This window comes from Streptomyces sp. AC558_RSS880 (assembly GCF_019049255.1).
Lineage (GTDB): Bacteria > Actinomycetota > Actinomycetes > Streptomycetales > Streptomycetaceae > Streptomyces.
In genome coordinates, this window is sequence record NZ_JAGMUJ010000115.1 from 112499 (window position 1) to 134165 (window position 21667).

19 protein-coding genes and 2 pseudogenes are annotated in these 21667 nt (G+C 73.5%); 10 read left to right on the forward strand and 11 right to left on the reverse strand.

Features of this window, described 5'->3' with window-relative positions; translation table 11 throughout:
• The first annotated feature begins 154 nt into the window (after positions 1–154).
• The 5 genes from KUM38_RS29390 to KUM38_RS29410 all read left to right on the forward strand — a co-directional run bounded on the left by KUM38_RS29390 (position 155) and on the right by KUM38_RS29410 (position 7818).
• A complete protein-coding gene (locus KUM38_RS29390) occupies positions 155–592 on the forward strand; it encodes a hypothetical protein (protein WP_003992141.1) in 438 nt (145 codons plus the stop codon).
• A gap of 55 nt (positions 593–647) precedes the next feature.
• The gene (locus tag KUM38_RS29395) at positions 648–788 is read left to right on the forward strand and encodes a hypothetical protein (protein ID WP_217133678.1); all 141 of its coding nucleotides are present in this window, start codon (positions 648–650) and stop codon (positions 786–788) included.
• A gap of 33 nt (positions 789–821) precedes the next feature.
• On the forward strand, positions 822–2942 hold the full coding sequence (locus KUM38_RS29400) for a PQQ-binding-like beta-propeller repeat protein (protein WP_217133680.1): 2121 nt from the start codon (positions 822–824) through the stop codon (positions 2940–2942).
• 87 nt (positions 2943–3029) lie between these two features.
• The gene (locus tag KUM38_RS29405; RefSeq protein WP_217133682.1) at positions 3030–5570 is read left to right on the forward strand and encodes a PQQ-binding-like beta-propeller repeat protein; all 2541 of its coding nucleotides are present in this window, start codon (positions 3030–3032) and stop codon (positions 5568–5570) included.
• Between the two features lie 7 nt (positions 5571–5577).
• Entirely contained in the window at positions 5578–7818 is a 2241-nt protein-coding gene (locus tag KUM38_RS29410; RefSeq protein ID WP_217133684.1) for a PQQ-binding-like beta-propeller repeat protein, read from the forward strand.
• 191 nt (positions 7819–8009) lie between these two features.
• On the opposite strand, the gene KUM38_RS29415 is transcribed toward KUM38_RS29410, so the two are convergent.
• The 8 genes and pseudogenes from KUM38_RS29415 to KUM38_RS42365 form a co-directional block, all read right to left on the reverse strand.
• Positions 8010–9212 (reverse strand): MFS transporter, encoded by a 1203-nt coding sequence (locus KUM38_RS29415; RefSeq protein WP_217133686.1) that lies wholly within the window; start codon positions 9210–9212, stop codon positions 8010–8012.
• A gap of 122 nt (positions 9213–9334) precedes the next feature.
• Positions 9335–10045, reverse strand: a complete 711-nt coding sequence (locus tag KUM38_RS29420; RefSeq protein WP_217133688.1) for a GNAT family N-acetyltransferase — start codon at positions 10043–10045, stop codon at positions 9335–9337.
• Between the two features lie 193 nt (positions 10046–10238).
• A complete protein-coding gene (locus tag KUM38_RS29425; protein ID WP_217133690.1) occupies positions 10239–11504 on the reverse strand; it encodes an ArgE/DapE family deacylase in 1266 nt (421 codons plus the stop codon).
• 114 nt (positions 11505–11618) lie between these two features.
• Positions 11619–13055 carry a HAMP domain-containing sensor histidine kinase gene (locus KUM38_RS29430; protein ID WP_217133692.1) on the reverse strand — a complete coding sequence of 479 codons (1437 nt, stop codon included), beginning with the start codon at positions 13053–13055 and terminating at the stop codon, positions 11619–11621.
• Positions 13056–13778: a response regulator transcription factor gene (locus KUM38_RS29435; protein WP_217133694.1), complete on the reverse strand. Its 723-nt coding sequence runs from the start codon at positions 13776–13778 to the stop codon at positions 13056–13058.
• Between the two features lie 73 nt (positions 13779–13851).
• A complete protein-coding gene (locus KUM38_RS29440) occupies positions 13852–14478 on the reverse strand; it encodes an FMN reductase (RefSeq protein ID WP_217133696.1) in 627 nt (208 codons plus the stop codon).
• On the reverse strand, positions 14475–15569 hold the full coding sequence (locus KUM38_RS29445; RefSeq protein ID WP_217133698.1) for an LLM class flavin-dependent oxidoreductase: 1095 nt from the start codon (positions 15567–15569) through the stop codon (positions 14475–14477). Before KUM38_RS29445 ends, KUM38_RS29440 begins: the two co-directional genes overlap by 4 nt.
• 84 nt (positions 15570–15653) lie before the next feature.
• Positions 15654–15785, reverse strand: a pseudogene (locus tag KUM38_RS42365) (zinc-binding dehydrogenase); the annotation flags it as partial.
• On the opposite strand from KUM38_RS42365, the pseudogene KUM38_RS29450 reads away from it, so the two are divergent.
• Positions 15732–16094, forward strand: a pseudogene (locus tag KUM38_RS29450) (winged helix-turn-helix transcriptional regulator); the annotation flags it as partial. The pseudogenes KUM38_RS42365 and KUM38_RS29450 overlap by 54 nt on opposite strands.
• Here the strand turns inward: KUM38_RS29450 and KUM38_RS29455 are convergent.
• Positions 16082–16582 carry a MarR family winged helix-turn-helix transcriptional regulator gene (locus tag KUM38_RS29455; RefSeq protein WP_217133700.1) on the reverse strand — a complete coding sequence of 167 codons (501 nt, stop codon included), beginning with the start codon at positions 16580–16582 and terminating at the stop codon, positions 16082–16084. The pseudogene KUM38_RS29450 and the gene KUM38_RS29455 overlap by 13 nt on opposite strands.
• A gap of 144 nt (positions 16583–16726) precedes the next feature.
• On the reverse strand, positions 16727–17161 hold the full coding sequence (locus tag KUM38_RS29460; RefSeq protein WP_217133701.1) for an ester cyclase: 435 nt from the start codon (positions 17159–17161) through the stop codon (positions 16727–16729).
• A gap of 135 nt (positions 17162–17296) precedes the next feature.
• On the opposite strand from KUM38_RS29460, the gene KUM38_RS29465 reads away from it, so the two are divergent.
• Both KUM38_RS29465 and KUM38_RS43760 read left to right on the forward strand, forming a co-directional pair.
• On the forward strand, positions 17297–18073 hold the full coding sequence (locus tag KUM38_RS29465; RefSeq protein WP_217133702.1) for an SDR family NAD(P)-dependent oxidoreductase: 777 nt from the start codon (positions 17297–17299) through the stop codon (positions 18071–18073).
• Complete coding sequence (locus KUM38_RS43760) at positions 17977–18210, forward strand: hypothetical protein (protein ID WP_374227103.1); 234 nt, start codon at positions 17977–17979, stop codon at positions 18208–18210. The genes KUM38_RS29465 and KUM38_RS43760 overlap by 97 nt, the downstream gene beginning before the upstream one ends.
• Positions 18211–18256: 46 nt before the next feature.
• Here KUM38_RS43760 and KUM38_RS29475 read toward each other — a convergent pair whose 3' ends face one another.
• Positions 18257–19450: an RtcB family protein gene (locus KUM38_RS29475; protein ID WP_217133704.1), complete on the reverse strand. Its 1194-nt coding sequence runs from the start codon at positions 19448–19450 to the stop codon at positions 18257–18259.
• Positions 19451–19666: 216 nt separating this feature from the next.
• Between KUM38_RS29475 and KUM38_RS29480 the strand changes: the two genes are divergently transcribed.
• Both KUM38_RS29480 and KUM38_RS29485 read left to right on the forward strand, forming a co-directional pair.
• Complete coding sequence (locus tag KUM38_RS29480; protein ID WP_217133705.1) at positions 19667–20473, forward strand: DUF3558 domain-containing protein; 807 nt, start codon at positions 19667–19669, stop codon at positions 20471–20473.
• 118 nt (positions 20474–20591) lie between these two features.
• The gene (locus KUM38_RS29485; RefSeq protein ID WP_217133707.1) at positions 20592–21464 is read left to right on the forward strand and encodes a DUF3558 family protein; all 873 of its coding nucleotides are present in this window, start codon (positions 20592–20594) and stop codon (positions 21462–21464) included.
• The last annotated feature ends 203 nt before the right edge of the window (positions 21465–21667 follow it).

A 21667-nucleotide genomic window follows, 5' to 3' on the forward strand; every position in this document is an offset into this window, starting at 1 on the left:
ACTGGGCGAGGGGACTGATGACCTGGGTCCTCGACGTGCCCGGCGGGGAAGGCACCGACGCGAGGCGGAGGACACGGACGAGACACGTCGGACACGCGGTGAACCGGAGCGGATCGGCCCCCTGAGCGGGGCGGGGAGCAGGAATGGTGGTCGGGTGGGGGTGACGTACAAGTATTTCGGCGCGCCGGACGGCGCCACCGCGGCCCGCGTCCCGATCTCGATGCGCCCCGAGGAGCTCGGCGGCGACGAACTCGGCATGAACGGCATGTTCACCAAGATCAAGCCGGAAACCATGGCCGCGATGGTCCTCACGGGCATCGAGGGCGTCCCCCTGCACAAGGTTCCACCCCTGGAACTGGTCGTCCTGCACCCCGACTACGCGGTCGTGAAACTCCCCATGACGGTCGTCGACCCGCTGCGCGGCATAGGCGAGGAGGCCGTCGGCGCGGCGGCCTTCATCTGGTCGACGGTCCCGGACCGCGGCGGCCCGCGTGACGCGTTCAACGTGTACCAGCTGCTGCACGAGTGGCAGGACTTCTCGCACCGACTGCACGAGGCGGGGCATCAGGCTTACTGCCTGGTGTGGCCCTGAGCTCGGCCTCGCGAGGTGCGGGCGGAGCTTTCGGGCCCGTCTTCGGCATGCCCCGGTGGGTCCCGGCCGGCGTGGAGATCGCTGTCCTCGGGCCTTCGAGGTCTTCGAGGTCTTCGAGGTCTTCGAGGTCTTCGAGGTCTTCGAGGTCTTCGAGGTCTTCGAGGTCTTCGACGACATCGTGATCGACGGTCGATGACGGCTCCGGCCCCGACCCCCTACGATCGGCGCCGTGGCGGAACTGGTGCGGCCTCTGGGGACAGGCGATCCGGAACGGCTCGGGCCGTGGAGACTGCTGGGTGTGCTCGGGGCCGGCGGCATGGGGACCGTCTATCTGGGGCAGGCGGGGCGGCGACTGGCCGCGGTGAAGACCCTGCGGCCCGAGAACGCGGGTGACCCACACTTCCTGGCGCGCTTCGAGCGCGAGATACGCGCGGCGGGTGCCGTGCGGAATCCGTGCATAGCGAGGGTGTACGACGCCGACCTCGACGGCCGTGTGCCGTGGTTCGCCGGAGAGTTCGTCCCCGGGCCCACGCTGGAGCGCACCGTCACCGATCGGGGGCCCCTGCCGTCGGAGGCGGTCCGCGTGCTGGGTGCCCTGCTCGCGCACGCGCTGCTGGCGCTGCACGCGGCCGGCGTCGTGCACCGGGACCTGAAGCCGTCCAATGTGCTGCTGACCGCCGACGGTGTGCGCGTCGTGGACTTCGGCATCGCGCGTGTGCCGGACGCGACGGCTCTCACCCTGGCCGCGCAGCGACCGGGCTCCGCGGGCTACATGTCACCAGAGCAGGTCCTGGGCGGTGAAATCGGGCCCCCGAGCGACGTCTTCGTCCTGGGAGCACTGCTCACCTTCGCGAGCACCGGACACCACGCGTTCGGCGCCCACGCCGCGCTGGTGGACTTCGCCATCGCCCACGAGGAGCCCGACCTCACCCCCGTACCGGACGGGCTGCGCCAGGTGCTCGCCCGATGCCTGGCCAAGGATCCCGCGCTGCGGCCGACGGCGGCGGAGCTTCAGGAGCTGTGGAGCGGGGGCGGCGGCCGTACAAGGGCGGGCGCGGCGCTCCTCGGGCGCGTACCCGCCCGTGTTCCGGCGGACTGGCTGCCGTCGGGCGTACTGCTGGACATCGCCGCACGCGAGCGCCGCGCCGCCGAGCTGGCCGGGCACCCGGTCCCCGGGGGACGCCCGGGTGGCCGGCGGCTGCCGCGACGGCGCTCGGTGCTCGCCGCGGCCGGCGGGTCACTGCTCCTCGCCGGCGCGGGCACCGCGGCCTGGCGGTGGTACGCCGACGACGGCACCCGGAACGACGCGGCCGCGACTCCCGTGCCGCGCTGGACGGGCGCCCCCGGCACCCAGCCGGATCCCCTGTGGGAGGTCTCCGGCCTCGCGCCCGAGCCGCCGTTCCCGCCGACCGCGGCGGGAACACTGCTGCTGGCCGCGCTCCCCGGCAACGGCGTGGTGGCTCTCGACGCCCGTACCGGGGAGGAGCGTTGGCGGACGGAGAACATCCGCACCGTGGTGACCGCCGAGCGGCCCCTCGCCCTCGACGAGGACGGCGCGCCGGTCGCCCTCGCACCGGACACGGGAGACGTGCGATGGCGCGGCTCCGGCGGGCTGCGTACGCTCCTGGCCGTCGACGGTGACACCGTGTACGGGCTCGACGGCTCCGGCGGGATCACGGCCGTGCGCACCGGGGACGGCACCCGGCGCTGGCGTCGGACGGCGCCCTCCGGCACCGGGGCGACCGCACAGGCCGCCCTCGCCCACGGGCTGCTCCTGCTCACCGGGGAGGACGGCGTGATGCACGCGCTGCGCACCCGGGACGGCGCGGAGTCCTGGCGGCAGGACACCGGTACCGGTGCCGCGCTGCGGCCCGCCGCGGACGACGACGGCGTCTACCTGGGCGGCGCGCGACTGCGCGCCCTGCGTCCGGCGGACGGCGAGCGGCTCTGGGAGCTGCCGAGCCAGGACTCCGCCGAGGGTGCCGCCGGCTTCGGGCCGCCCACGGTACGCGGCGACCACCTGTACGCGGTGGACGGCGACGTCCTGCGCAGGGTGGCGCGCCAGGACCCGGGCTCCGGCGCGGAGTTCGACATGGGCGGGGCGTGGGATCCGTTCGGTGGCCGGTCGGGGCCGCGTGCCGGTGTCGCCCCCGTCGTCGCGGGCGACGGCGTCCACCTGACGCCGGCCGACCCGGCGGCCGGTGTCCTCGCCGTACGGATCAGCACGATGGAGGAGCAGTACCGCTTCGTCCCGCCGGGCGATCCGGCGGGCGCGTGGCTGGTGGCGGTGGTGAACGGCATACCGGTCATGCAGTGCGGGGAGCGGCTGTTCGCCCTGCCGCCGCTGTGACTCCGTTGTGACAGCGTGGACGACGTGTGCATGTCGTGGTGGCTTAGGCTTGCTCACCGTCCTTGTCTCAAAGGGGGGTTGGGGACTGTGAGGGATCTGAACGGGGCAGACCCACGGCAGTTCGGCCCGTACCGGGCACTTGCGGTGCTGCGGGGGGCGGGCACCACCCGGAGCTACCTGGCCCGAGGGGGCGACGGACGCACCGTCACCGTCACCGCGGCGGAACCACGGCTGGCGGCGGTCTCCGTCTTCCGCAGCCGCTTCCGCCAGGAGGTCGCGGCGGCGGCACGGCTGGCAGGGCCGTGGGCGCTGCCCGTACTCGACTCCGCCCCGGACGACCCGGTGCCCTGGTTCGCTTCGCCGTTCACCCCTTCCCTCTCGCTCGCCGAGGCCGTGGCCCTGGCGGGGCCGCTGCCCGAGCCGGCCGTACGGGTCCTGGGCGCGGCCCTCGCCGAGACCCTCGAGCGCACGCGCACGGCGGCCGGCGGGGCGTTCCAGGGGCTCGGTCCCGAGGTGGTGCTGCTGGCCGCCGACGGTCCCCGGATCAGCGCGTTCGGCCCGCTGGGCGCGGCCACGGCGGCGGCGGAGGGGCCGGGAGGCGGACTGGCCGTGACACTCGGCTACCTGACACCGGAACAGGTCGCCGGCCACCGGCCGGGGCCGCCCGCCGACGTCTTCGTGCTGGGCACACTGCTGGCGTACGCGGCCACGGGCACGAACCCCTTCGACGTGAACGACGCGGGCACGGACCCCCTCGACGCGGACCACGCGGGCACGGACCACGCGGGCACGGGCCACGCGGGCACGGGCCACGCGGGCACGGACCACGCCGACGCGAACCACGCGGGCGTGCGTCCCGTCGCCGGGGACGTCTCCCGGAGCGCCGCGCGCCACCGGGCCGCCGAGCGCATCGCGCACCAGGAGCCCGACCTCGCCTCCGTCCCCGAGGAGCTGCGTCCGGTGCTCGCCCGGTGCCTGGCCAAGGACCCGGCGCAGCGGCCGGAGCCGTCCGTGCTCGCGGCCGTCCTCGCTCCCTCCGGCGCGGCGGCCGCGATGAGCGCGGGCTGGCTGCCGGCCCGGCTGACCGCCGCCCTGGCGGAGCAGGCGTCGGCCGTGCTCGGGCTGGAGGCGCGGAAGGACCGGGAGGAGGCCACGCCCGCCGTCCCGGCCACACCGACCGTCCCGGCCACACCGACCGTCCCGGCCACACCGACCGTCCCGGCCACACCGACCGTGCCGGACGCGAGCCCGGCGGCCGCCACCGGCGCGAGCCCGGCGTCCGAAGCCGGCACGGCGGGCGAGCGGGGTACCGCACCGGCCCGGCCCACCACGCGCCGTGTCGCGAACCTCGACCGCAGGGCCCTGCTGACCGGGGTGCTGTCCGGCGCGGCGGGGCTGGCGCTCGGCGGCGGCGTCACGGCGTGGGCGACCGACGACCGCTCGCGCCCCGCCGCGGCGAAGAAGCCGGCCGCGCGAAAGCCGCACGAACCCGTCCCCGGAGTGCCCCCGGCGGCGCTGTGGGCGTACGACATGCCGGACACGATGCTCTTCGGCAGCCCCGCCCTGCACGGCGACGTGCTGTTGGTGCCGGGGGACTCCCTCGTCGCCCTGGACGTCCGTACCGGCAGGGAGCTGTGGCGGCGCAGGGAACCGCTGGACCTTGCCGCCCACCCCTTGCGGGTCGACGACGAGCTTCTCGTGGTGCTGGGCGTTCAGGGGCTGTTGTGGCGCTCCGTGAAGAACGGTGCCCGCCGGCACAAGGTGCCCTACGAGCAACTCCTCGAAGCCGGTGAGGACATGCACAGCCCCGAGCTGGTGGCCCGGGACGGTGCGGTGGTCTGGTTCAGGGGCAATGTCGAGAAGGCCGCGGGCACCGGCACGAAGACCGACGGCGCCGACGAGAAGACGCGCACCCTGTTCGCCTACGACGTCGTACGGCGCGAACCGCTGTGGCGAAGACCCCTCGCGGAGAACGAGTACGTCGCCTGGGCCGCACCCCACCGCGACCTCCTGGTGTCGTGGCGGGACGCACCCCGGCCCAAGGACAAGAAGGAACGGAAGAAGCGGCCCGAGGGGCTGCAGGAGTTCTTCGCACTGGACCGCGCCTCGGGCAGGGAGGTGTGGGCGAGAACGATCGGCGGCCTGACCGACACCGCCCTGCTCGCCCTGTCCGGTACGGGAACGCTGTACGCCTCGCAGGACAAGGAGCTGCGGGCGTACGAGCTGCTCACCGGCAGGGAGCTCTGGCGGAATCCCCACAAGAGCCCGTACGGCGCGTGCGGGTGGCCGGTCCTCACCGAGGACACCCTGTACGTCGCGGACAGCGGCACGACCGTGTACGCCCTCGACCCGGTCAGCGGCCGGCAGCAGTGGAGCCGTGGGACCGGCTTCCTGGACGGGACCGGCGCACCCCCCTCCGTGGCCGTCAGCCCGTCCGGCGCGACCGCGCTGTCCTTCGACGCCGTCCAGGTCACCGCGTTCGCCACGGCGAACGGTGAGCGGCTGTGGAAGTTCCAGGCCGTGGGCGAGCAGGACGGCGGCGGCCTCGAACCGTACGAGCTGCTGACCGTCGACGGGATCTGCGTGGTCCGGTACGGCAGGTACTTCTACGGCGTCCCGGTGGAGTGAGCGTCGCATGAGCCCCGTGCAGCCCCTCGCCCACGACGACCCGGACCGCCTGGGCCGCTACCGGTTGATCGGCAGGCTGGGCAGCGGCGGCATGGGGACGGTCTTCCTGGCCCGCTCGTCCGGTGGGCGCACCGTCGCGCTCAAGACGGTGCACCCGCGGTTCGCCGCCGAACCCGAGTTCCGCATCCGGTTCCGTCTGGAGGCGGAGGCGGCACGCGCGATCGGCGCCCGGCACGGCGCGACCGTGGTCGACTGCGACCCCGACGGGGCCGTGCCCTGGCTGGCCACCGAGTACCTGCTCGGACCCTCGCTCGACGAAGCGGTGCGCCTGGCGGGACCGCTGCCCGAACACACCGTGCGCGCCGTGGGCGCCCACCTGGCGGACGCGCTCGGCGAGATCCATCGCACGGGCATCGTGCACCGCGATCTCAAGCCGTCCAACGTCCTGCTCACCGCGGCCGGTCCGAAGATCATCGACTTCGGCATCGCCCGTGCGCTCGGCGCCCGGCGGCTCACCGCGACCGGACAGGTCGTGGGCACCCCGGCCTACATGTCACCGGAGCAGGCGACGGGGCACGACCACGGCCCCGAGGGCGATGTCTTCGCCCTCGGCGGTGTGCTGCTCTTCGCCGCGACCGGGCGTCCACCGTTCCCGGGGGACAGTGCGGCGGACATCCTGTACCGCGTCCGGTACGGGGAGCCGGACCTGACCCACGTACCCGACGGCCTGCGGCCGGTCATCGCGTCCTGCCTGCGCAAGGAGGCCGCGGACCGCCCGGCGCCGTCCCGGCTCTCCCCGGAACTCGGGGCGGGAGGGGACACGTTCGCGGAGTCGCTGCCGGAGGCGGTCCTCGCCGACCTCGCCGACCGCACCACGCGCCTGTGGGATCTGCGTCCCGTACGCTCACCGGCGCCCGATCCGGGCGCCGTCGCGCGGACGGCGCCCGACGTGTCGCCGGACGCGCCGCCGCTGCCACGGCGCCGGGCCCTGTTCGCGCTGGGCGGAGGGCTCCTCGCGGCCGGCTCCCTGACGGCGGGCGTCGTCGCGTACACCCGGCAGGGGCGACAGGACGCCGGGAACGGCGAGCGGACCGCGGCGGACGCCGGGGCGGGCCCGCCCGAGGCCGCCTGGACGTTCGCGGGGACCTTCGACAACAAGGTCCGGCCCGTGGCGGCGGGCGGTGTCGTCCTGGTCAGGGACGCGCTCCGGCCCCGCTACACCGCCGTGGACGTCGCCACCGGGCGGAAGAAGTGGTCGCGGGACCCGCTGCGGGACGTCCTGGGCGCGGACGGCGGGCTGCTCGCCGTCCCCGACGAGGAGGACGGCGTGGCGGGGTCGTCCCCGGTCCGCCCCGCGCTCCTCCGGCTCGATCCGGAGTCGGGCCGGACGACCCCTCTCCACGACTCCTTGGGCGACCCCGCCCTCGAGCCGACGGCCCTGCTGACGGCCGACCGGCGAACGGTCTACGTCCTGGCCGGGCTGCGCGGCCCGGGCGGGGAGCCCGCGCGGCCGTTCCTGAGCGCGTACGACCTCGTCAGCGGTGCGGAGCGCTGGCGCGAAGGACTGCCGGAGAAGGGTGTGGGGGCCGAGCCGCTGAGCGCTGTCGTCGAGGGCGGGCGGCTGGTGTGCGTCACCCGGCTCGGGCTGACCGTCCGCGCCGCCGACACCGGCCGGACGCTGTACAGCAAGCGGTTGGTCGACCCGGCCCGGTACGACGTGGACGAGGAGAGCGACCTGCCGGCGCCGAGCGCGGCCGTGGTGCGGGGCGGGCGGATCCACGTCAGCCAGGGCGAGGTGCTGGCGCTCGACGCGCGCAGCGGTGAGACGCTCTGGCGCTGGGGGGCCGAGGAGCCCAGCACCTGGCCCGGCGGACCGGTCTACGGTGCGCCGGCCGTCCAGGACGGCGTGGTGTACGTCGTGGCGGCGCCCGAGGACACCCGGGGCACGGCCGAGCAGGCCGCCTGGCGGCTGATCGCGCTGGACGCCGCGACCGGTGAGTTCCGCTGGGACCACCGCGCCCCGCTGCGGCTGTGGCCCGGCGAGCCCCTGCTGCGCGGCGGGCTGGCCCTGCTGACCCCCTTCGACGAGCGCCGGCTGCTGTACGCGGTGGACCTGCGTGACCACAAGGTCGCATGGACCTACTCCGGCCCCGCGCAGGACACGGTCTCCCACTCCCTCGCGGCGACGCCCGGGCACGTCTACGTCCTCCGGGCAGGCGCGCTCACGGCACTGCCCCTGCGGGAGTGAACGGCGCGTCCACGGTCACGGCCGCCGGGGACGTCGCCCGCATCCGGCCGCGCGGGGGCGCGCCTCCCGGGGTGGCCGACGGGAAACCTCGGGCCGGCATCCCCTCGCCGCCCGTCGTCGCCCGTCGTCGCACGAGTGGCAGGACTTCTCGCACCGGCTGCACGAGGCGGGGCGCACGTCGTGGTCGGTCGTCAGGAGGCGCCCTGCGGGGAGAGGACGGAGGCGGCGCCTCTGCCGAAGGCGCGCATGGCGAGGGCACCGGCGAGGGGCCCGGGCGCGAGGAGGAGGAAGGCGTGTTCCCAGCCGATGGCCTCGGCGAGGAGGGGGGTGAGCTGGATGCTGACGACGGTGAGGGCGAAGCCGATCGCGGTCTGGCCGGTGAGCGCCGTCCCGATGTAGCGGTGGTCGGCCACCTCGCTCAGCGAGGTCGAGAACACCCCCGAGTCCGCGATCACCGCGGCGCCCCACAGCGTGCAGAAGGCGAACAGGAGCAGGGGCGGGGCGTGGAAGAGGAACGGGGAGAGGAGGCAGCACAGGCCGCTGGTGAGAAGTGCCGCCATGGCGGCGGGAGAGCGGCCGAAGCGGTCCGCGCCCCAGCCGCCGAGCAGGCAGCCGGCCGCTCCGCCGAGTCCCATGGCGAGGAACACCGTGATCTCCACCGAGCCCGGGAGTCCTCCCGCGGCGGGGGCCGCCAGCAGGAAGGACGGGATCCAGGTCCACAGGGCGTAGAGCTCCCACATGTGCCCGAAGTAGCCGAGGTTGGCCAGGCGCGGCCCGCGCTCGGTGAACATGGTCAGCGCGTACCGGGGGTTGCGGACGGGTGCGGCCGACGCCGCGTGGGGGCCGGGCCGGACGAGGAACAGCGCGATGACGGAGCCCGCGAGTCCGGCCGCCGCCGCGGCGAGCAGGACACCGCGCCAGGGCAGCGCCTCCAGCCCGGCGATGAGATGGGGAAGCGTGGAGCCGAGGGTGAGGGCGGCGATGAGGACGCCCATGGTCCTGCCCCGTCCGGCGCTGCCGGCCCAGGAGGCCATGAGCTTCATGCCGGTGGGGTAGACGCCGGCCAGGAACACCCCGGTCATGAAGCGCAGCGGAACGGCGACGGCCGGCCGGTCGGCGAACAGGGCCAGCACCACGGTGCAGGCCGCGGCCGCCGCGGCGGTGACGGCGAGCAGGCGCTGGGCCGGGACGCGATCAGCCAGGTTCGACGCGGTCGAGGCGACCGCCCCGGCGACGAAGCCGATCTGCACGGAGGCCGTCAGCCACACCGCGCCGCCGGCCGTGAGCCCCCAGTCGTTCCGCAGACTGGGCACCACCGCCGACATGGAGAACCACACGGCGAGGCCGAGCACCTGCACGGCGGCGATCGCACCGCGTTGCACACCGACGTTCACAGATGCCCCCTGAACCGAGATTCCGCTCCTCCGACCTCGTGCCACGGCCGAAGGCCGACCCTCATCACCCCGGGATCGTGGTCCCGGTCCGCCCCGCCCGTCGGGCCGAGGCCCCCGGGCCGTCACGGGGTGCGGAACCCGCGAAAGGTCACCTGTCCGCGGGTCCGGAAACCGAGCCGCTCGTAGAGCGCGATCGCGCCGGCGTTCGACTCGGCCACGTGCAGGAAGGGACGTTCCCGCCGTGACACGACGCGCGCGACGAGTGCGCGTACCAGGCGTGCGGCGTGACCGCGGCCGCGTGCCTCGGGTGCGGTGCAGACGGCACTGATCTCGGTCCAGCCGGGAGGCCGCAGCCGTTCACCCGCCATCGCCACCAGCGTGCCCCTCTCGCGGATGCCGAGATAGGTGCCGAGTTCGTGCGTGCGCGGCCGGAACGGCCCCGGCCGGGTCCGTTCGACGAGACCGAGCATCTCGGACACGTCCGCGGAACCCAGTTCGACCACTCCGGAGTCGGGTTCGGCCCGAGGTGGATCGGGGCGGTCGTCACCGCTCCAGATCATCTGACGGCCTTCGAGGGTGAAGACCGGCTCCCAGTCCGGCGGCGGGACGGCCGGGCAACTGAACATGTCGGCGAGTTCTCCCCGGCCGAGCAGCCGGGCCAGGTCGTCCCACTCCGCCGCGTCCGCGGCGGCGGACACCGCGGAGAAGGTCGCGACCGGTGTCGGGTACGTGGCAGCCGAGCCGAGCCGGCGAGCGAGGTGTGAGTGGTGCCCCCTGAACAACTCGCCCACCGGATCGTCGAGGGCGGCCGCGCCCTCATGACCTGCCACCATGCCGTGCCTTCGTGTCGTCGTGAGGCGTTGCCGTCGCAGGCGTCCTCACAGCGTTTCTCCGACGCTTCCGTCGCCGTCACTCCGGTGCCCGCGCCGAACGGGCCCCCGGGAGTGTAGTCGCTCCTGCGGACACACCGCTCCCCCGCCGCCCGAGCGGGCGTCCCCTTCCCGACGGACCTGGAGACGCCTCACCTCACTTCGTCCCGACGGTCCGCAGCACCGTCAGCACCAGGGTCCGGGCCGCCTCCACCGTCTCGCGCAGGGACACGTGTTCGCGCTCGCTGTGCGCCACCGCGATGTCCCCGGGGCCGTACTGCAGCGTCGGGATGCCGGCGCCCACGTAGTGCCGCAGATCGCTGCCGTACGTCGCGCCGCGCCGCCTCGGCCGGGGGCGGCCCGTCGCGTCGGCGTACGCGGCACCGGCCGTGTCCGCGAGGGAGTGCCCCTCGGGCAGGCGGCCGCTCGCGAACTGCCCGCCCGGCCAGCTCACGGCGGCCGGATGGTCCCGCAGCCACGGGTCGGCGGCGCACACCCGCGCCACGCACCGCTCGAACTCGGCGCGCGCGTCCGCCGGGTCCTCGCCGAGGCGTACGCCGAGCCGGCCCTCGGCGACCAGCAGGTCGGGCACGCTGCTCGCCCAGTCCCCGGCGCGCACGGCGCCCACCGACAGGGCGTACGGGATCGGGTACTCGGCGAGCAGCGGGTCCGGGTCCCGGTTCCGTTCGGTCTCCAGCGCGGCCAGCGCCCGGTGCAGGGGAAGGTAGGCGTCGATGGCGCTGACCCCCTGCTCCCGTGAACTGCCGTGCGCCGCCCTGCCGGGCACGGCGACGCGGAACGTCAGCGCACCCGCGTTGGCCGTGATCAGGGTGCCGGCCGTGGGCTCGGCGATGACGCAGGCGTCGCCGCGGTGACCGCGCCGCAGGGTGCCGAAGGCGCCGAGACCGCCGTCCTCCTCGCCGACGACGCAGTGCACGGCCACCCGGCCGCGCAGCCGTATGCCGGCCGCGCGGATCGCGGCGAGCGCGGCGAGGTGCGCCGCGAGACCGGCCTTCATGTCGCAGGCCCCGCGCCCGTGCACGAGGTCCCCGGTCACCCGGGGCACGAACGGGTCGCCGTCCCATGCGGCGGGATCACCCGGCGGTACGACATCGACGTGCCCCTGCAGGATCAGCGTGGGCCCGTCCCCGCCGTCGGGGGTGGTCCCGACGAGTCCCCACGCCTCCTCGCGGGGCGCCTCCGTCCCCGGGAAGTCCGGGTCGGCGCGGAGCGCGGGCAGGTCCATCGACCACAGGTCGACGTCCATCCCGAGCCACTCCAGCCGCCCGGCCAGCTGATGCTGCAGCTGGGACTCGGCGGCGCTCCCGGTCACGCTGGGTACGGAGATCAGCTCCAGCAGCGTCCGTCCCAGCGCCTTCTCGTCCACCGCCGCCAGCGCCGCGGCCTCCTCGTCGGTCAGCATGTCACCCTCCCCGCACCGGGAAGCGGCCCTCCGCCGCCCCCGCACGCATACCTGCGCACCGCGGCGCCCGCTCACGCCTGCCACCCCACGTGGCTGCGGGCACAAGAACGCCGCTCACCCGGCCGACCGCTGTACGCCCCCCACCGTGAACCCGGTCACCGTCCCCCCGCCCTCCCGCCGGAAGGCGTACGGCGCGCCACCGTGCGCGAGGGCGATCTCCCGGACGATGGACAGCCCGAGCCCCGACCCCGGCAGGGAACGCGCGTCGGCGGCGCGGTAGAAGCGGTCGAAGACGCGGGTCAGGTCGTCGTCCGCGATGCCCGGCCCCCGGTCGCGCACCTCCACCCGCACCGTCCCCGGCCGCGCGGGCCCGGCGACGTGGATCTCGACGGGGCCGCGCCCGTCCCGGTCGAACTTGACCGCGTTCTCGACCAGGTTGGACACCGCCCGTGTCAGCATCCCGGGCCGCCCATCGGTCGTGGTGTCTCCGCTCGCGCGGACCAGGATCTCCCGCCCCGTGCGCCGCCGGGCCAGCCCCGCGACGTCCTCGGCGATGTCCGCGAGGTCGACCCGCTGCGACGGCTCGGTGTCGGACTGCCCGGCCGCGAGATCGACCAGTTCGTTGACGAGGTCGGTCAGTTCGCGGGCCTCCTGGGTGAGGTCGGCGACGAGTTCCTCACGGGTGCCGGGCGGGAGTTCGTCGATGCGGCGCAGCAGGGAGATGTTGGTGCGCAGCGAGGTGAGCGGCGTACGCAGCTCGTGCCCGGCGTCCTGGACCAGCCGGCGCTGGTCCTCCTCGGACTGGGCGAGCCGGCCCAGCATGCGGTCGAAGGCGCGGCCGAGGCGCCCCACCTCGTCGTAGCCGGCGACGGGCACCTGGATGCCGAGGCGCCGGGTACGGGCGACGGCCTCGGCGGTGTGGGTGAGGACGACCAGGCGGCGGGTGATGCGCCGGGCCAGCCACCAGCCGAACAGTCCGGCCCCGACCACCACCGCCGCCATCAGGATCAGCGTGCGCCGCTGGAGGGCCCGCAGCAGGTCCTCGGTGTTGCTGAACTCCTGCGCGACCTGCACCGCGCCCCGGCTGCCGCCCAGCGAGACGGTCGCGACCCGGTAGACGTCGTCGCCGACGTCGACGTCCGCGTGCACGGCCACTTGTCCCGCCGTCGCGGCGCCCGCGACCCGCCGGTCGGCGTCGACCACCGGCAGCCCCGGGTCGCCGGGGTCGAAGACGCTGCCGTCCGGCCCGAGGACCTGCACGTCGGTCCGGGCGGGCCGCACCAGGTCGTGGCCGGGCGCGGCGGAGGAGAAGTCGTGCGGGGTCATCCGGTTGTCCCGGACCTCGCTCCGCAGGTCCTGCACGACCTCGTCGAACACGGACTGCTGGTCCACCCGCACCAGCCGGGCGGCGGCGTTGTACGACAGGATGCCGACCAGCACGGTGACCGTGGCGGTGACCGCCGCGAACGCCACCGCGAACGTGGTCCCCAGCGACAGCAGCCGCAGCCGCCGGCGCGGAACCGGCGCCCCCCGCGCACCGCCCGCGGGCACTCAGCCCTCCCGCAGCACGTAGCCCACCCCGCGTACCGTGTGGATCAGTTGCGGCGCGCCGGGCTCGTCGAGCTTGCGGCGCAGATAGCCGACGTAGACGGCGAGGTTCTTGGAACCGGGGCCGAAGTCGTAGCCCCAGATGCGGTCGTAGATGGTGGAGTGGTCCAGGACGATGCCCGCGTGGCGGATCAGCAGCTCCAGCAGCTCGAACTCGGTCCGGGTCAGCTCCAGTTCGCGCCCGCCGCGCCAGGCCCGGCGCGCCTGGGGGTCCATGCGCAGCCCGGCCGCCTCCACGAACCGGCCGGAGGTGTCCGGCTTCGCCTCCTCCGCCACCGGCTCGGGATCCGGCGCCACCGGGGCCGCCCGGCGCAGCAGCGCGCGCAGCCGGGCGAAGACCTCCTCGACGTCGAACGGCTTGACGACGTAGTCGTCGGCGCCCGCGTCCAGTCCCGCGATGCGGTCGGCGGTCTCCACCAGCGCGGTCAGCATCAGCACCGGTGTGCGGTCGCCCTCGGCACGCAGCACCCGGCACACCTGGAGCCCGTCGATGCCGGGCATCATCACGTCGAGCACCAGCACGTCGGGCCGGCTGCGGTGGGCCTGCGCGAGGGCCTCGACGCCGTCGGCGACGGCCGTGACCCGGTAACCCTCCAGGGTGAGGGCGCGCTCCAGGGCGTTGCGGATGGCGCGGTCGTCTTCGGCGAGCAGAACGGTGTGCGGCACGCGCCCAGTGTGCCAACCGCCGCCGTCCCGCGGCCCCGGAGGCCGGCTCCGGGGACCGCTTCTTACCCGTATCTCACCCGGCGGGCCGCAGCGCCGCCAGTCGCTCCTCGAACGGGGTGACCTCCTCGAAGGAGTCCCGCCCGGTCAGCGGACGGGCGGTGGACAGCCCGGCCATCAGGGCCGCCAGTTCCCCGGCCGCGCGCTCGACCCGGCCGTTCAGCCCTTCGGCGCCCCAGTCCTCGGAGGCGGCGTAGACGCCGGTGGGGACGACGACGGCCTTGAGGTGGGAGAAGAGCGGCCGCAGCGCGTGGTCCAGGACCAGCGAGTGCCGGGCCGTGCCGCCGGTCGCCGCGATCAGCACCGGCTTCCCGGCGAGGGCCTCGGGGTCGGTGACGCTCAGCGCGTCGAAGAACGACTTGAACAGCCCGCTGTACGACGCCGAGAACACCGGCGTGACCACGATCAGCCCGTCGGCCCCGGCCACCGCGTCGAACGCGCCGGCCAGCGCCCGGCCGGGGAAGCCGTTGGTGAAGGTGTGCGCGATCTCCACGGCGAGGTCGCGCAGCTCGACGACCTCGACATCGGCCGGCTGGGGCTCGGGGGCCGTGGCCGCCGGGGCGGCGACCGCGGCCAGCCGGTCGCCGAGCAGCCGGGTGGAGGACGGGACGCTCAGTCCCGCCGAGACGACGACGAGCCTCATGCCTGTGCGCCTTCCTTCGTCCTGGCTCCGGCCAGCAGCGAGCTGTGGGTGGGCGCGTCCGGCACGTCGGCCGGGCGGTTCTTGGCGAACTCCTCGCGCAGCACCGGCACGACCTCCTCGCCCAGCAGGTCGAGCTGTTCCAGCACGGTCTTCAGCGGCAGGCCCGCGTGGTCCATCAGGAACAGCTGGCGCTGGTAGTCACCGGCGTACTCGCGGAAGGACAGCGTCTTCTCGATGACCTGCTGCGGGGAGCCCACGGTCAGCGGGGTCTGCTCGGTGAACTCCTCCAGCGAGGGCCCGTGCCCGTAGACCGGGGCGACGTCGAAGTAGGGGCGGAACTCACGCACCGCGTCCTGGCTGTTCTTCCGCATGAACACCTGGCCGCCGAGGCCGACGATCGCCTGCTCGGGGGTGCCGTGCCCGTAGTGGGCGTACCGGGCCCGGTACAGCTCGACCATGCGCTTGGTGTGGTCGGCCGGCCAGAAGATGTTGTTGTGGAAGAAGCCGTCGCCGTAGTACGCGGCCTGCTCGGCGATCTCCGGCGAGCGGATCGAGCCGTGCCAGACGAACGGCGGTACGCCGTCCAGCGGGCGGGGCGTGGAGGTGAAGCCCTGCAGCGGGGTGCGGAACTTGCCCTCCCAGTCGACGACGTCCTCGCGCCACAGCCGGTGCAGGAGCGCGTAGTTCTCCACCGCCAGGTTGATGCCCTGGCGGATGTCCTGCCCGAACCAGGGATAGACCGGGCCGGTGTTCCCGCGCCCCATCATCAGGTCCACCCGGCCGTCGGCCAGGTGCTGGAGCATCGCGAAGTCCTCGGCGATCTTCACCGGGTCGTTGGTGGTGATCAGGGTGGTGGAGGTGGAGAGGACCAGCTTCTCCGTGCGGGCGGCGATGTAGCCGAGCATGGTGGTCGGCGAGGACGGCACGAACGGCGGGTTGTGGTGCTCCCCGGTCGCGAACACGTCCAGGCCCACCTCCTCGGCCTTCAGCGCGATGGCGACCATGGCCTTGATCCGCTCGCGCTCGGTCGGCGTACGCCCCGTGGTCGGGTCGGGAGTGACATCCCCGACGCTGAAGATCCCGAACTGCATGGCCGCTCACCCTCCAAGTTGTTTACGGTTCAACTATACCCCTGGAACGACCCCCCGCCCCCTCCTATTCCCCCGGCCGCGCGCCTACGGCACCAGCACCAGCCGCCCCCGTACCCCGCCCTCCGCCAGGCGCGCGTGCGCCTTCGCCGCGCCGGCCAGCGGATACTCCTCCGCGACCCGGAGCGTGAGCACCCCCTCGTCCACCAGCCGCACCAGCTCCTGGACCGCGTCAGCGACAAGTGGTTCAGCCTGATCGTCAGCGCCCTCGCCACGGCCCCCGTGCGCTACAGCGACCTCGGCCGCAAGATCGCCGGCGTCAGCCCCAAGACGCTCACCCGGACCCTGCGCTCACTGGAACGCGACGGCATCCTCACCCGCACGGTGACCCCGTCCGTCCCGGTCCGCGTCGACTACGAACTCGCCCCGCTCGGAGCCGGCCTCAGCCTGCTCCCGACCGCCGTGAAGGACTGGGCGGAGACCCACTTCGACGAGGTCCACCGGGCCCGGGACCGCTACGACGCCGAGACCGACCAGCCGTCCGCGGCCTCCCCCGACCGCAACCGGGCGGCCTGCTCCGCGCCGAACTCCGTCGTACGCCTCATGTGGTCGATGAACAAGGCGAGCTGCGCGTCGTCGAGATCGTCGAAGAGCGCGACCCAGCCGCCGCCCAGCCGCTCCCACACCCGCCCGAACTCGGCGGCCCGCTCCGGCACCACCGCCACCAGCACCAGCCGCCGGTCATCCGCGTCCCGCTCCCGCACCACGTACCCCGCCCGCTCCAGCCGGTCCACCAGCCGGGTCGCCGAGCCGGTCGTCAGCCCCGTCAGCTCCGCGACCCGGCCCGTGGTCACCGGGCCGCCCTCCAGCGTCAGCAGGTTCAGACACTGCAGATCGGTGGGGTGCAGGCCCAGATGGTCGGCGAGCGCCTGGTTGAACAGGGCGTGGGCCGCCGTGTACCGCCGGGACACCACGGCCAGCTCCGCCAGCAGCCCGGCCCGCGTGTTCCCCGCCATCCCACCACCACCTCGCACCGCTTCGCCGTCCGCGGATGTATCCCACGCCCCGCCCGTGCCGGGCACCGTCCACCAGATGATGCACCCGGATGCGCAGCCGCACGCGTGCGGAACCCCCGCTCCGCCGCGCGACGGCCGACACCCTCAGACCACCGTCTCCGGAAGCAGCCCCAGCTGCTCCAGGAAGGCCAGCTGGTCGAAGTAGAGCCGGTAGCTGACGATCCTGCCGTCCTCGACGGTGGCGACGTCCACCCCGCGGATCCTGACCTCCTTCCCGGTCGCCGGCACGCTCCGCCCGTCCGGCACCTGCAACGGCCCGGTGTTCCGCCCGCTGAAGTACCCCTCGTCGATCGCGATGCTGCCCACCTCGAACGCGTGCAGCGACTCGTACCGGGCGTCGGGCACGGCCGTCGTCATCTGACGCCAGTACTCGACGATCTCGTCCCGCCCGTGCAGCTCCCCCGCCTCGGGCACCCAGGCGACCGCGTCCCGCGCGTACAGCTCCGCCACGGCGTCCATGTCCAGGTCCGTGGTGACCGCCGCGGTGAGCCGGTCCATGACCTCGCGCGCCTCACCCATGACCCACCTCCTGCCCCGGAGGACCACCCGTCCCATTCTCCCACCGGGCCCCCGCCCCCGCCGCCGCCCGGCCGCCCCCGCCTATGCTGGCCGCGCAGGTCCCGACCACGAACCAGTACGTCCGAGGAGCAGCCCATGGCCACCGCCGTACCGCCCGCCGCGTCCCGTATCGCCGTCGTCACGGGTGCGAGCAGCGGGATCGGCGCCGCCACGGCCCGCCGCCTCGCCGGGGCCGGCTACCGCGTCGTCCTCACCGCCCGCCGCAAGGACCGCATCGAGGCGCTCGCCGAGGAGATCACCGCCGCCGGCCACGCGGCCACGGCCTACCCCCTCGACGTCACCGACCGCGCGGCCGTCGACGAGTTCGCCACCGCCTTCAGGACCGTCGGCGTCCTCGTCAACAACGCCGGCGGCGCACTCGGCGCCGACCCGGTCGCCACCGGCGACCCGGACCAGTGGCGCACCATGTACGAGACCAACGTCCTCGGCACCCTCAACCTCACCCAGGCCCTGCTGCCCAAGCTGGACGCGAGCGGCGACGGCACGATCGTGGTCGTCTCCTCCACCGCCGGTCACGCCACCTACGAGGGCGGCGCGGGCTACGTCGCCGCCAAGCACGGCGCACACGTCCTCGCCGAGACCCTGCGCCTGGAGATCGTCGGCCGCCCGGTGCGCGTCATCGAGATCGCGCCCGGCATGGTCAAGACCGACGAGTTCGCCCTCACCCGCTTCGGCGGCGACACGGAGAAGGCCGCCAAGGTCTACCAGGGCGTCGCCGAACCCCTCACCGCGGACGACGTCGCCGACACCATCACCTGGGCGGTCACCCGCCCGCCCCACGTCAACATCGATCTGATGATCGTCCGCCCCCGCGCCCAGGCGTCCAACACCAAGGTCCACCGGGAGCCCTGATGTCGGACAGCGAACAACGCCGCCTGGCCCTGGAGAAGAAGCGCGAACGCTACGTCTGGTACTACCTCGGCTACTTCCTCTTCGGCATCCACATCGTGGCGTTCGTCATGATCTACGCGGTGACCCACGCGAAGTAGCGGGCCCCTCGCAGGGGACCCGCTCTCCTTGCCGCCCTCCGTCGCGTCAGCCCTTCACGCAGACGACCTGCTTGAGCTTCGCGACGACCTCGACGAGGTCCCGCTGCTGGTCGATGACCTGCTCGATCGGCTTGTAGGCGCCCGGGATCTCGTCCACGACACCGGAGTCCTTGCGGCACTCCACGCCCCGCGTCTGCTCCTCCAGGTCCTTCGTCGAGAAGCGCCGCTTGGCCGCGTTGCGGCTCATGCGCCGGCCGGCGCCGTGCGACGCCGAGTTGAAGGACTTGGCGTTCCCGAGGCCCCTGACGATGTACGAACCCGTGCCCATGGAGCCCGGGATGATCCCGTACTCGCCGGAACCCGCGCGGATGGCGCCCTTGCGGGTCACGAGCAGGTCCATGCCGTCGTAGCGCTCCTCGGCCACGTAGTTGTGGTGCGCGCTGATCTCCGGCTCGAAGGTGGGCCTGGCCTTCTTGAACTCCTTGCGGACCACGTCCTTCAGGAGCGCCATCATGATCGAGCGGTTGTACTTCGCGTACTCCTGCGCCCAGAACAGGTCGTTGCGGTACGCCGCCATCTGCGGGGTGTCCGCGACGAAGACGGCGAGGTCACGGTCGACCAGGTTCTGGTTGTGCGGGAGCTTCTGGGCCACGCCGATGTGGTGCTCGGCGAGTTCCTTGCCGATGTTCCGGGAACCGGAGTGCAGCATCAGCCAGACGGAACCGGCCGTATCCGTGCACACTTCGACGAAATGATTGCCGGACCCGAGCGTTCCCATCTGCTTCGTGGCACGTTCCTGACGGAACTTGACCGCGTCCGCCACTCCGCCGAACCGGCCCCAGAAGTCGTCCCAGCCGCCGGTCGCGAAGGCGTGGAAGCGGGACGGGTCGACCGGGTCGTCGTGCATGCCCCGCCCCACCGGAATCGCCTGCTCGATCTTCGACCGCAGCCGCGACAGATCACCGGGCAGGTCGTTCGCCGTCAGGGACGTCCTCACCGCGGACATGCCGCAGCCGATGTCCACGCCGACCGCCGCCGGGCACACCGCGCCCTGCATCGCGATCACCGACCCGACCGTCGCGCCCTTGCCGTAGTGCACGTCCGGCATCACGGCCAGGCCCTTGATCCACGGCAGGGTGGCGACGTTGCGCAGCTGCTGGAGGGCGCCCTCCTCCACCGTCGCCGGATCCGTCCACATACGGATCGGCACCTTCGCACCCGGAAGTTCCACGTACGACATAACGTCCCCATTCCCCCAGAAAGCCAACACAAGTCATGAATCGCAAAACCGGCGCCAAGGTCGGCGAAAAGGGATGACGGACCGGCGTCCACGGCAGTGCGTGCGATACACATTGTCTGTCGGGGGCGCCCCCGTGCGGCAAGCGATTAACCAGCGGGGACACTGGGGAGACCCGGCGGGCACCGGCCCGCACCCACCATCGAGAGGAGCCCGACCGTGCAGCGGAAGGCGTACGTACCCGGCGTCGCCGCGCTCCTGGCGGCCGTCCTGGCCGGCTGCACCGGCAGCCCGGACGACGGCGGCCAGTCGGACAACTCCAACCCGGGAAGCGCCGGTACGGCCACCCAGGCCGCCCAGCCCGGCAAGTACGCCACGCTCCCCGAGCCCTGCGGCGTGGTCGAGGACACGACGCTCGACCAACTCCTGCCCGGCATCGGGGAGATGACCGACACGGCGCAGCGCGAGGAGGCGTACGCGGGAGAGGCGACCCTCACGTACGACACCGACCGCAAGGTGGGCTGCCGCTGGAAGGTGGAGTCGGCGGAGGCGACCGACCATCTGCTGGTCGACTTCGAGCGGATCGTCTCCTACGACAACGCCGTCAGCGACGAAGCCCAGGCCGGGGAACTCTTCGCGACCAGGCAGGCGGCCGCGCACCTCCCGGAGCCGACGGTGACGGCCACGGAGACCGGCACTCCGTCCACCAGCCCTTCCACGGAGCCCGGTTCGCCCCCTCCGTCCGGGTCGCCCACCGCCGCCTCGCCGTCCGCCGCCCCCTCCGACCTCCAGCCCCGTCTCCTGGAGGACCTGGGCGACGAGGCGTTCCTCGACGACGAGCTGAGCAGCTCCGGTTCGACCGCCGAGCAGCGCACGGTGACTGTGGCGTTCCGCACGTCCAACGTGATCGTGACCGTCGAGTACGCGGAGCAGCCGGTGACCGTCGGCGTCGTCCCGGACAGCAAGGAAATGCAGGACAGGGCACGGAAACTGGCCTCGGAGCTGGTCGATTCGCTGAACGGCTGAGCACGGTCCACGGCACCTACACCCCTGCGCGCAAAGCACGCGAAGGAAGACCGCACGGGTGGCTCACCGCGTACCGTGACCCCTCGGACCCGTTCCGACCGCAGGGAACACGAGCGTCATGAGTGAAGGAACCATGCAGCGACGAGCACAGCGAGAGCAGCCCGAGCGAGCGAAGCGCCTTACCCGCGTTCTTGTCTGCGCGGCAGCCGTCCCCGTGATGCTGGTCGCCGCCGGCTGCTCCTCGGACTCCGGCTCCGACGACGGCGAGGACAAGGGCGCCTCCGCGTCCGCCTCGCAGTCCGCGAGCCCGTCCCCGACGGTGCAGGCGGCGGCGTACCAGAGGCTCCCGAAGCCGTGCGCGGTGCTGTCCGAGAAGACCCTGGACGACCTGGCGCCGAAGGCGAAGGCGGGCAAGGAGGGCTCCTCGGACGACGTCTCCACCCGGGGCAGCTGCTCCTGGAGCAGCCTGGACAACAACGGGGTGAAGGGTTCGCAGTTCCGCTGGCTGAACGTGTCGCTGCTGCGCTTCGACTCGGACACCACCCGCGGCCCCGGTGACGAGCTCGCCCGGGAGTACTACGACAAGCAGGTGCGGGACGTCCAGTCGGCCGAGGGCGCGAAGAGCGTCAAGGCGGAGCCGGTTACCGGGACCGGTGACGAGGCGACGGCGGTGCGCTACGACCTGAAGAAGAAGGAAGGCACCTTCAAGCAGCAGACGGTCGTGGCACGCGTCGAGAACGTGGTCGTCACCCTCGACTACAACGGCGCCGGCCTCGCCGGTGACAAGACGCCGGACGCCGACGACCTGATGAAGGACGCGCAGAAGGCGGCCAAGGAGGCGGTGGCCTCGGTGACGAAGGCGAACGGCACGGGCGCCGCGCCGTCCTCGTCGGCCTCCGGCTCCCCCTCGGAGTCGGCCTCGAAGTCGTCCTCGAAGTCCCCTTCCACGTCCGCCTCGAAGTCCGCTTCGAAGGCGTCGAGCAAGAGCTGAACCGACCCTGAACCGGAACCGGCCACCCGTCCTCCGCACACATGTGCCACTCTGTTGCGCGCAACAACACGCACTGGGAGGGGAGTACGGGTGGCCGCGCCACTGCAGCTGACACGGATGCACCGGGTTCTCATCGGCGTGGTCGTCTTCGGTGCCGTGATCATCGCCGGAATCGGCTTCGCGGGTTCGTACGCGGCCGTCCG